Source organism: Chitinibacter tainanensis DSM 15459 (assembly GCF_000429785.1).
Classification (GTDB): Bacteria; Pseudomonadota; Gammaproteobacteria; order Burkholderiales; family Chitinibacteraceae; genus Chitinibacter; species Chitinibacter tainanensis.
On the sequence record NZ_KE386951.1, the window covers coordinates 41,885 to 52,078 of the forward strand.

The 10,194-nt window shown below is 57.4% G+C and carries 10 protein-coding genes and 1 tRNA gene; 8 read left to right on the plus strand and 3 right to left on the minus strand.

Annotated elements, in window-relative coordinates:
- Positions 1-15 precede the first annotated feature (15 nt).
- The gene (locus G482_RS0109745; RefSeq protein ID WP_028449882.1) at positions 16-648 is read left to right on the plus strand and encodes a LysE family translocator; all 633 of its coding nucleotides are present in this window, start codon (positions 16-18) and stop codon (positions 646-648) included.
- A 254-nt stretch (positions 649-902) separates the two neighbouring features.
- Here G482_RS0109745 and G482_RS0109750 read toward each other — a convergent pair whose 3' ends face one another.
- The gene (locus G482_RS0109750; protein WP_028449883.1) at positions 903-2,531 is read right to left on the minus strand and encodes a phosphoethanolamine transferase; all 1,629 of its coding nucleotides are present in this window, start codon (positions 2,529-2,531) and stop codon (positions 903-905) included.
- Positions 2,532-2,754: 223 nt separating this feature from the next.
- Between G482_RS0109750 and G482_RS0109755 the strand changes: the two genes are divergently transcribed.
- The 5 genes from G482_RS0109755 to G482_RS18080 are packed head-to-tail and all read left to right on the plus strand — an operon-like array spanning position 2,755 to position 6,283.
- A complete protein-coding gene (locus tag G482_RS0109755) occupies positions 2,755-3,021 on the plus strand; it encodes a PepSY domain-containing protein (protein WP_028449884.1) in 267 nt (88 codons plus the stop codon).
- A 3-nt stretch (positions 3,022-3,024) separates the two neighbouring features.
- Entirely contained in the window at positions 3,025-3,771 is a 747-nt protein-coding gene (locus tag G482_RS18075) for a phosphatase PAP2 family protein (RefSeq protein WP_028449885.1), read from the plus strand.
- The gene (locus G482_RS0109765) at positions 3,741-4,292 is read left to right on the plus strand and encodes a cytochrome b/b6 domain-containing protein (protein WP_034619457.1); all 552 of its coding nucleotides are present in this window, start codon (positions 3,741-3,743) and stop codon (positions 4,290-4,292) included. The genes G482_RS18075 and G482_RS0109765 overlap by 31 nt, the downstream gene beginning before the upstream one ends.
- Entirely contained in the window at positions 4,273-4,935 is a 663-nt protein-coding gene (locus G482_RS0109770) for a response regulator transcription factor (protein WP_028449887.1), read from the plus strand. Before G482_RS0109765 ends, G482_RS0109770 begins: the two co-directional genes overlap by 20 nt.
- Entirely contained in the window at positions 4,928-6,283 is a 1,356-nt protein-coding gene (locus G482_RS18080) for an ATP-binding protein (protein WP_051258900.1), read from the plus strand. The genes G482_RS0109770 and G482_RS18080 overlap by 8 nt, the downstream gene beginning before the upstream one ends.
- Positions 6,284-6,342: 59 nt before the next feature.
- Here G482_RS18080 and G482_RS19610 read toward each other — a convergent pair whose 3' ends face one another.
- The gene (locus tag G482_RS19610) at positions 6,343-7,314 is read right to left on the minus strand and encodes a GGDEF domain-containing protein (RefSeq protein WP_028449888.1); all 972 of its coding nucleotides are present in this window, start codon (positions 7,312-7,314) and stop codon (positions 6,343-6,345) included.
- A 174-nt stretch (positions 7,315-7,488) separates the two neighbouring features.
- Between G482_RS19610 and mpl the strand changes: the two genes are divergently transcribed.
- Positions 7,489-8,865, plus strand: coding sequence for a UDP-N-acetylmuramate:L-alanyl-gamma-D-glutamyl-meso-diaminopimelate ligase (gene mpl, locus G482_RS0109785; RefSeq protein ID WP_028449889.1), 1,377 nt, complete (start codon positions 7,489-7,491; stop codon positions 8,863-8,865).
- 105 nt (positions 8,866-8,970) lie between these two features.
- Here mpl and nadA read toward each other — a convergent pair whose 3' ends face one another.
- Positions 8,971-9,885: a quinolinate synthase NadA gene (nadA, locus tag G482_RS0109790; protein ID WP_028449890.1), complete on the minus strand. Its 915-nt coding sequence runs from the start codon at positions 9,883-9,885 to the stop codon at positions 8,971-8,973.
- 233 nt (positions 9,886-10,118) lie between these two features.
- On the opposite strand from nadA, the gene G482_RS0109795 reads away from it, so the two are divergent.
- A tRNA-Gly gene (locus G482_RS0109795) sits at positions 10,119-10,194 on the plus strand.

Consider the following 10,194-nt stretch of genomic DNA (forward strand, 5'->3'; position numbering starts at 1 on the left):
CGTAAGCTAAACGGCATGGAAACCTTTATTACCGGCTTTTTGCTGTCGATTTCGCTCTGCCTCGACATTGGCATTGTGAATGTGGCCATGATCGACGCCACTCTCAAATATGGCCGTCAGGCTGGCTTCTGGATGGGCTTTGGCTCCTGCTTTGGCGATCTAGCCTATGCCATTCTGGCGCTGATCGGCATGAGCTTTCTGCTGCAATTTCCACTGGTGCAATGGCTCACTTGGCTGGGCGGCGGCTCGCTGCTGCTGTGGCTGGCCTATAAAATGGCCCGCGAAGCCTGGCGCGATGCCAGCGCCGCTGAGGGCGAGCATCCACCACTACCTGCGCGCCGCCAGCTCTTTACCCGCGGGCTAACGCTGGCCATGGCCTCGCCCACCTCGATTTTGTGGTTTGCCGCCGTGGGCGGCACGCTGATTGCCCGCGCTACCGATGGTAGCCTGAGCAGCACGGCCGATTTTCTCAGTGGGTTTTTCCTCGGTGGCCTGGCCTGGAGCACCTTCATCGTGTTGGTGGCGCATCATGGCGGCCAAACGCTGGGGCCGCGCTTTAAACAAGGCTGCCACCTCGCTTCGGCGATGCTGTATCTGTATTTTGCCGGGCTGGTGATCACCAACGGCTATCACGCTCTGCTCAAATAAAGCCGGGTGCATGCGCCCTAATTAGCCCATTAAAAAGGCCGGCAGCACCCCCGCAAATTGATCAGCAAGCCCACTCGCGCAGCGAGGCTCCCCTCAAGGAGGGGACGGGAGGGGTGGGGATAGAACATCAAGGCTGCAGATTCAAAGCCTGATTTCCTAGGTTCGGCTTTGCCGAGACTTGAAGCATATTGTTTTGCCAGCCTGTTCGCAGCCTGAGGCCAGCATTGCTGGCCTTTTGGTTTACTAGCCGCGATTTACTTGCGGCAGCTCGCCAGCATATCCAGCGGCGGCTGATACACGCTCGTGCTCACACCCATGGCCCCCAAGACGGTATGGAACCAATTGTCGTGGCTAAAGGCTTTGCTACGCTCGCCTTGCAGGCACTGCAGATCCAGCTGCCGGCTGGCCGCATAGCTAGGCGAAAACCACGCCACCATGGGTACATGCGTTTGTTGACTTGGGGCGATCATATATGGCGCAGCATGCAGATACAGGCCATTTTCGCCAGTGGATTCGCCATGATCCGAAACATACAGCATGGCACTATCGTAATCGCTGCGTTGCTGCAGCTGACCGATCAATTGCGCGAGGAAATGATCGGTAAAGCGAATCGCATTGTCGTAGGCATTCAAAATCTGCTCGCGCGGGCAATCTTGCAATTGCGTGGTACGGCACACGGGCTTGAAGACTTCAAATTCCGCCGGATAGCGCAACCAGTAGGCCGGGCCGTGATTGCCCTTCTGATGCAGCACTACCACCGTATCTTGCGCCGCGCCCTGTAGCGCTTGCTGCAGCTGCGGCAACATCGCCGTGTCGTAGCATTCATCTGCACGGCAATCGGGTGCCGGGCCACCATCGGGGATCGTTACTTCACCGAGGCGCTTGGCCACGCCTTTGCTGCCCGAATTATTGTCGATCCACACCACTTTCAGCCCCGCAGTGCGCAAAATATCGATCAGATTTTCACGCGCCTCGCCCTTGTTCACGCTAAAGTCGCTACGCGGAAAACCCGAGAACATACAGGGCACCGAGACAGCGGTTTCAGTGCCGCATGAGCTCACCTGACTAAAATTGATAATCGGCAATTTGGCCAATTCTGGATTGGTGGGCCGGGCGTAACCATTGAGCGAGAAATTCTCCGCCCTGGCGGTTTCGCCCACCACCAGCACCAGCAGGGTAGGTTTATGCGGCTGGGTTGGCGCGATTTTTTTCGCGTCCCGGCCATAGGGCTCGGCCACTACCGGCGCTTTCATGCGCTCCCCCACCACATAGCGAATGGTGGCGTAAATGCCATTGGCGGGGTTGATCAGATAGCGAATCGGCTTGTGATTGCGGGTAAACGAGGCCAGCGCCGAATAAAACACGCCAATCACCGCCACCATCAACACCAGGCACAGCACCAGCTGCCCCAATTTACCCAGCAATAGCCGTGGCCAGCGCACAGGCTGTAGCTCCACGCGGCTAATCAGCCAGGCGGGCAATACGCCCAGCAGCAATACATCCAGCACTAGCTTGAGATTGAGTAATTCCAGCGCTTCCCGGGTATCGGTTTGAAACACATTGCGCAGCATGGCGCTATCGATCATCACCCCATAGCTGGCGGTGAAATAGGCGGTGATGCTCGCCAGCAGGGCCAGCACCATCAGCAGGCCTTTGGCCCAGCGCGGCCAGCACAGCAAAGTCAGAATCAGTTGAAAACCGGCGATCAGCAATACCGCCATACCGGCAAACAAGGGCAATTTACTGCCCGGCGTGCCGGCGATGGCTTGCCAGGCTTTGCTCCAAAAAGCGGTATTGCACAGCGCCACCAGATACAGCGCAAATAGGGCCGTGAGCTGGGGCAGCGTAAAGGCAAAGCGACGAGCCAAAATTCGGGCCAACATGGACTTCCTCAAAAATAACAATCGGGCGATGCGCGCCAGTGTGCGCAGGCAGACTTAAGCGAAAATGAAGCGCCTAAACTGTGCCCCCATAAAAAGATAATACGGTTTCGCGACAGGGCGGCGACACATTATCACAAGCGACGAACGGTGGTTGGCTTAAGTTTCGCTTCATACAGCGGTGGTGAAATACGCTGGTCTTTTCACCCTGCTCAAGGAGCACATCATGCTGAAGTACACCGCACTTGCCCTCGTGACTGCAGTTTTTGCTGGCCAAGCCATGGCCGCAGCCAAATGTACCGCGCACCCGAAAGCAGAATGGATGCCGGAAGCCCAAGTGAAAGCCAAGCTGGCCGAACAGGGCTACACCATCAAGAAATTCAAAGTCGATGGCAATTGCTATGAAATGTATGGCAAAACCAAAGATGGCAAAAAAGCCGAGATCTATTTCGACACCAAAACCATGGATGTCGTGAAATCTGAAATCGAGTAAGCCATGCCGCACGCCAGCCCATCTCTTAGCCGGCAACAGTGGTTGCTGGGCAATGCCGTCTTGCTGATCAGCAGCCTAGTCGGACTGATTATTCTGCAGCAATACAGCAATGTGGATTTGTGGCTGGCCAACTGGGTGTTTGATCCGGCCAGTGGGCAGTTTCCCTGGCGGGATCAATGGCTCACCGCCAAGCTGGGGCACGATTGGATGAAAAAACTCTCCGTCATGCTGGGCGTGGCCGTGGCCTGGCAACTGTATCGCCAGCAGCGCCTTGCGGGCTGGCAAGATTTAGCCACCCGGCAATGGCTGGTGGTGGGGCTCTCGGCCCTGCTGGTTCCGGTGCTGGTGACTCAGTTCAAACACCTGAGTGTGTTGCATTGCCCCTGGGATTTACAGCAGTTTGGCGGCCATGCGCCGTACTTGCGTCTATTTGATCGCCTGCCGCTGGGCGTGGGCGCGGGGCAGTGTTATCCGGCTGGGCATGCCAGCAGCGGCAGTTGGCTGCTGGGCTTTATTGCGCTGTGGCTTCCGCTTGAGCGGCGCCAAGCCTTGATTCGCCTACCCCTCCTGTTATTGCCCGGACTCATGCTGGGCTGGATTCAGCAACTGCGAGGCGCACATTTTCTCAGTCACACCTTGGCTACGCTGTGGCTGTCTTGGCTGATCGTTAGTCTGCTGTGTGCCTGGCTGCTGTGGCCACAAGCGAAAGGAGCATCATCATGTCTCGCCTACGAGTCTGGGACCCGTTAGTCCGCATTCTGCACTGGACCTTGGTACTGTGCGTACTGGGTAACTTTATCAATGAAAGTGGCGCCACTGTGCATCGCTATGCCGGTTATGTTGCCACTGGCGTGGTGCTCACCCGCCTACTTTGGGGCTTTATCGGTACACCGTATGCGCGCTTTCGCGACTGGTTTCCCTGGCCTTCACGGCTGTTTCCTTACCTGCGTGCCTTGCTGCGTGGCCAGCCGCCCCATTACACTGGGCATAATCCCGCCGGCGCAGTGATGATGTTATTGCTGCTGGCGCTGGTGATCAGCTTGGGCACCACTGGTTATATGATGGGACTGGATGCCTACTGGGGAGAAGAGTGGCTGGAAGAGCTGCATGAAGGCATTGCCAATGTGCTGATCGGCTGCGTCGCCTTGCACGTGCTGGCCGCCATCGCCGAAAGCATCCGCCACCAAGATAATCTGGTGCTGGCCATGATTCATGGCTATAAGCGCCCACCAGCAGACACCGACTCACACGATGCAACTACTTCTGGTTGAAGATGACCCCCTCCTGGGCGATGGCATAAAAGAAGGCCTGATTGATGCCGGCTACACGGTGGAATGGCTGCAAGACGGCCAAGATGCCTGGCATGTACTATCCAGCCCGCATCAATTTGATGCCGTCGTGCTCGATTTAAGCCTGCCCCGGCTGGATGGGCTGCAGGTATTAAGCCAGCTGCGTGCCTTGGGCGACACCACGCCAATTCTGGTGCTCACCGCCCGCGCCGAGCCGGATGAACGCATCACCGGCCTAAATACCGGCGCCGATGATTATCTGGCCAAGCCCTTTGTGCTGGGTGAGCTGGTGGCGCGCCTGAATGCTCTGCTGCGCCGCAGCCAGCAGCGGGCAAGTCATCTGCTGAGCTGGCGCGATGTGGAGCTAAACCCGGCCACCCAGCAGGTATGGCTCGCCAAGCAAGCACTGGAGCTGACTGCAACCGAATACCGCCTGTTGTATCTACTGCTCCACCACTATCCGCACTATCTATCGCGCAATGCCCTGGAAGAAAAACTGTTTGGCTGGCAAAGCGAGCTGGAGAGTAATTCGCTCGATGTGCATCTATCGCATCTGCGCAAAAAACTGGGCAGCGAAGCCATCCGCAATGTGCGGGGGCTGGGCTGGCGCTTAGCCGATGTCTAAATTACGCACGGGCATCGCCCGCCTTCGCCAAGCCATCCGTCAACACCTTGGCCAATCGCTCAGCAACCGGCTCACCTGGTTTACCGGGCTGGCCACACTGGGCGTCTGGGCGGTGTTGTTAGTGGTTTTTTTCTTTGTCGCGCGGCATGGCTTTGCCGAGCTACTGGAAGACCGTTTGCGCGCGACGGGCGAAATGCTGATCGAGTTGCATCAAAATGGGCAGCTCAACTCCCGGCAAGAGCTCGCGGCCGCGGAGCGGATGAGTTACGCTCTTTACAGTGCCGATGGTCAGCTGATTAGCAGCAATGACCCGCACCCTTTTACGCTCAGCGAAACCGGGCGGCGTGGCCATTTACACGCTTTGCGTCATGATGGCCATCACTGGGTCAGTATTCGGGTGGAGCGCGCCGGAGTGCTGCTGGTACTGGCCGAACGTAGCGAATGGCAAGAAGAGCTGTTTGAAGAACTGATGGAGCATCTTGGCTGGCCGCTGCTGGTTGCCGCGTTGGGGCTGCTGCTCATGCTGCAATGGGCCAGCCGGCGCGCGCTGCAGCCATTGGCCGCACTCAGCGAGGAGCTTGCCCGGCGCGAGCCCATGGATCTAAGCCCATTGGCCACCCCTGCCCCGCAGGAAATCGCCACCTTGGTGAATAACCTCAATCAGCAATACGCCAGCATCGGCACCGCCATCGAACGCGAGCAGCGCTTCACCGCCGATGCCGCGCACGAATTACGCACCCCCTTGGCCGCGCTGCGCATCCAGCTGGAGCTGGCCAGCAGCAGCCCGCGCGAGCAAACTCGCCATAATGCGCTGGGTAAAGCTTTGCTCGGGGTGGATCGCGCGACCCATCTGGTTAATCAGCTTTTAGCGCTATCACGGCTCGACCGGCTGCAACAGCAAGATTGCCAACCCCAGCCGCTAGCACCACTGATTTGGGCGGCCTGGCACGAAGTGGCGCCCGATGCGCCAGCTAGTGATTTACAAGTACACGAGCTAGCCCCCTTCGCGCCAGCGGTCGATGCCAGCCTGCTGCAGCTCTTACTGCGCAATGTCTTTGAAAACGCGCTGCGCTATGGTCAGCCACCGTTGGTGGTCACACTAACGCAGCACGGCCTTAGCATCAGCGATCATGGCCAAGGCGTGGATGAGGCCGTGTTGGCACGACTGGGTGAGCGTTTTTTCCGTCCGCCAGGACAGGCGCAAAGTGGCTCTGGTCTGGGTTTGTCGATTGTGCGACGCATTGCCGAGCTGCATGGGGCCGAGCTTAAACTGAGCCACAGCGCCAGCGGGGGGTTGTGCATCGAACTCATCTGGCCAGCCCCGCGCCTAAGCGCTGGAACCCTCTAACGCAAAAAAGACCCGCAACTGCGGGTCTTTTTATAGTTTTCAAAGTAGATCGCGGCGGCTTAATCCGCCAACTCGGTTTTGCTGCGGCCACTGTTTTTAGCGCGATATAGCGCTTCATCAGCTCGCAACACCATGGCGCGGCCATTTTCATCATCACGCAGCTGGGCAATCCCGGCCGAGAAGCGCACTTCGATGCGCTGGGCGTGATGCATATACGGCGTGCGGCCAGTTACCAGGCGCAGGCGGTCGATCACGTAGCTGGCGCCTTTTAGATCGGTATCCAGCAGCAAAATCAGAAATTCTTCGCCGCCATAGCGCACCAGAATATCCGATTCGCGCAACACAGCCTTGGTCAGATTGGCCATGTGAATCAAAACCTGATCGCCCACCAGATGGGTAAAGCGATCGTTGATTTGCTTGAATTCGTCCAGATCCACCAGCACCGCGGTCAGGCGAGCGCCATTGCGCTGGGCGCGTTTCACTTCGCGCATCAGCAAATGATCGAGGCCCTGCCGATTCAGCGCGCCGGTCAGTGCATCTTGTTCCAGCACTTTGCGGTTGAAAGCGAGGTCTTCTTCGATATGACGGATCGAATCGCGGATGCTTTGCAGATCGGTGTGCGAACTGGTGACGGTAGAGTGCACATTGCTAGTGGTGTTGATGACCACATTGAGCAAGTCTTCCAGCGAGGCATGCGCCTGCTCGGGGCTTACGCGCTGCTCAGCGTGCGCTTCGCGCATCGATTGCAGATCGCCTAGGCTTTGTTGCATCACTGAGCTGGAGCCAGATAGATTCTGCAGCAGCCCATCGGTGATGTCGGCGACATCAGTCGCAGCATCATCGAGCTTATACAGCACCTGCCAAGCCAGCTGCATCTCGGTGGCCGTTTTGCTCTCGGGCGCCTTGATGGTGAGAATGGCATTGTAGAACTGGGCGTAATTTTCAGGCGTGGGGGGCAGGCCCCGCTCGGACAGCCGTTTGAGTGCGATACGCGCAATCTCAACCGGGTTCACCGGTGTTGCAGAGGTCATCAATCAAAACCTAGGTTAATACATTAGGACGTTAGAGCTAGTCGGCTTGATTGTAAGGCGTGCGCTCCCACTGAGCCAAGCAACTTCGCTACAATGATGCACCTTTTTATTCAAAATCAATATTGCTGATTGCGCCAAGATGGGCTAGCACTCGGCAACCAGGATCGATCGATTATGCATATTCATATTTTGGGTATCTGCGGCACCTTTATGGGCGGGATTGCCGCGCTGGCGCGCGAAGCGGGCCATAAGGTCACCGGTTGCGACGCCAATGTCTATCCACCAATGTCGACCCAATTAGAAAGTTTGGGCATCGAATTGATCGAAGGTTTTGGCGCCGAGCAAATTGAGCTCAAGCCCGATTTATTCGTGATTGGTAATGTGGTGAAGCGGGGTATGCCGCTGATGGAGGCGATTTTAAACGCCGGGCTGCCCTATACCTCGGGCCCGCAATGGCTAGGCGAACACCTGCTGCGCGATAAATGGGTACTGGCCGTAGCAGGTACGCACGGCAAAACCACCACCACCTCGATGCTGGCGTGGATTTTGGAAGACGCTGGTTTGGCACCGGGCTTTCTAGTCGGCGGCATTCCGGAAAACTTTGGCGTTTCGGCGCGTGCACCGGGCACACCGCGGCAAGATGCGACCAGCACCTCGCCATTTTTTGTGCTGGAAGCCGACGAATACGACACCGCCTTTTTCGACAAACGGAGCAAATTTGTCCATTACCGCCCGCGCACGGCGATTTTGAACAATCTGGAATTCGATCACGCCGACATTTTCGCCGATCTCTCTGCCATCGAAACGCAATTTCACCATCTGGTGCGCACCATCCCCGGCCAAGGCCGCGTGATTGTGAATGGCAAGGAAGGCAGCCTGCAGCGTGTGCTCGAACGTGGCTGCTGGTCTGAGGTGGAGCACTTCGCCACCCCGACTGGCCAAGCGGGCTGGGCGCTGGGCACCGTCTACCCCGATGGCTTTGAGGTCATCTTTAATGGCGAGCGGCAAGGGCGTCTGGTTTGGAGCCTGATGGGCGAACACAATGCTCACAACGCACTGGCCGCCATCGCCGCCGCCCGCCATGTGGGCGTTACGCCGCAAGTGGCAATCGAGGCGCTGAGCCGCTTTGAAAATGTAAAACGCCGGATGGAAATCAAAGGCGTGGTCAACGACATCACGGTGTACGATGATTTCGCCCACCACCCCACCGCCATTGCCACCACCGTGGCTGGACTGCGTGCAAAAGTGGACAGCCAGCGCATTCTGGCCGTGCTGGAGCCGCGCTCGAACACGATGAAACTGGGCACGATGAAAGAAGCCCTACCCGGCAGCTTGGCCGACGCCGATCGGGTGTTTTGCTACGGCGCGAATTTAGGCTGGGATACCGCCGAAGCGCTGGCACCGCTGGGCAGCAAGGCGCAGAGCTTTACTGAGCTAGATACCCTGATCGCCGCCATCGTGGCCGAGGCGCAGCCGGGTGATCAGATTCTGGTGATGAGTAATGGGGGGTTTGGCGGCATTCACGGCAAACTCCTCGCGGCACTCACTTAGGGGTATTGCCCTGCAGCCAATATATTCATTAGATTAGTAGCACATACCCAATCAAAAAGCCCGCTGTTGCGGGCTTTTTGATTGGCCAAAACACAGGCGCCATGCTTAGGCGTAATAGCGTTTAGAGAATTCCAGCATGCGCTCGATCGGGGCGCGGGCGGCATCCATATCAGCGGGGCTCAGGTAATCAATCACCGTGCCCTGCCCGGCTTGCGCGCGTTTCACCGCTTCGATGGTATTCATCTTCATATACGGACAGGAATTACACTGGCAGCCAGCGTAAATCGGCGCTTGCTCGATATTCAGATCGGGGCGAGCCTGGCGCATGTTATACAAAATGCCATCTTCGGTCGCGACGAAAATCGCCGCATCGGGCTCTTTGTCGAACGACTTGATCCAGTTCAGCATGCCTGAAGTGGAACCCACATAATCAGCTTGCTGCAGCACGGGCAGCGGGCTTTCCGGGTGTGCGATCAGGTATTTGGCGGTTTTCACTGCCGCAAACGCTTCATCCAGCGCAGCCTGATTGAATTTATCGTGCACTTCACACACGGCCGACCACAGCGGCATATCGTAGCCATGCTGGAAGTTCAGATACGCGCCCATATTGCGATCCGGCGAGAAAATCACTTGTTTGCCCTCGGCATACAGGTGAGCAATGATGTCGTCCACATTGCGGCTAGTGACGATCCAGTCGCTCAGCGCTTTGTGCTCGGCCGAGCTATTGATGTACGACACATGCACATGATCCGGATGCGCCTCGCGCCATTGCTTCAGGGCAGTGACATCCGTCTGGGTCACCAGCGAACAGGTCGAGCCGGCGTCCGGCAGGATCACCGTGGCATTCGGATTCAGAATCTTGGCCGTTTCGGCCATAAAGCGCACCCCGGCAAACACGATGATGTCGGCATCGGCATCGCGTGCAAACAGGGAAAGTTCCAGGCTGTCGCCCACCTTGTCAGCCATTTGCTGAATTTCTGGCTGCGTGTAGTAATGGGCAAGCGTGACAACGCGTGGCATAACAAATCCTCGATCAGGCAATGGATAGACTGCGGCAAGCGCGCAGCAAAAACTGGCCGCCATTTTAGCATGCCCGCCCCGCGCGGCGGGCTGAAATTTCGCCTTTTGCCTCCGCCACTTGCCCCACTTCGGCGAAAATTTTTCGACAAAAGGGTTGACAGCCCCCAGCCAGATGCCCATAATTCGCCTCCTCTGCAAATCGCTTCGCAGCAATGTGACAGCGAGTTGGATGTGCGGGATTAGCTCAGTTGGTAGAGCGATACCTTGCCAAGGTATAGGTCGAGAGTTCGAGCCTCTTATCCCGCTCCA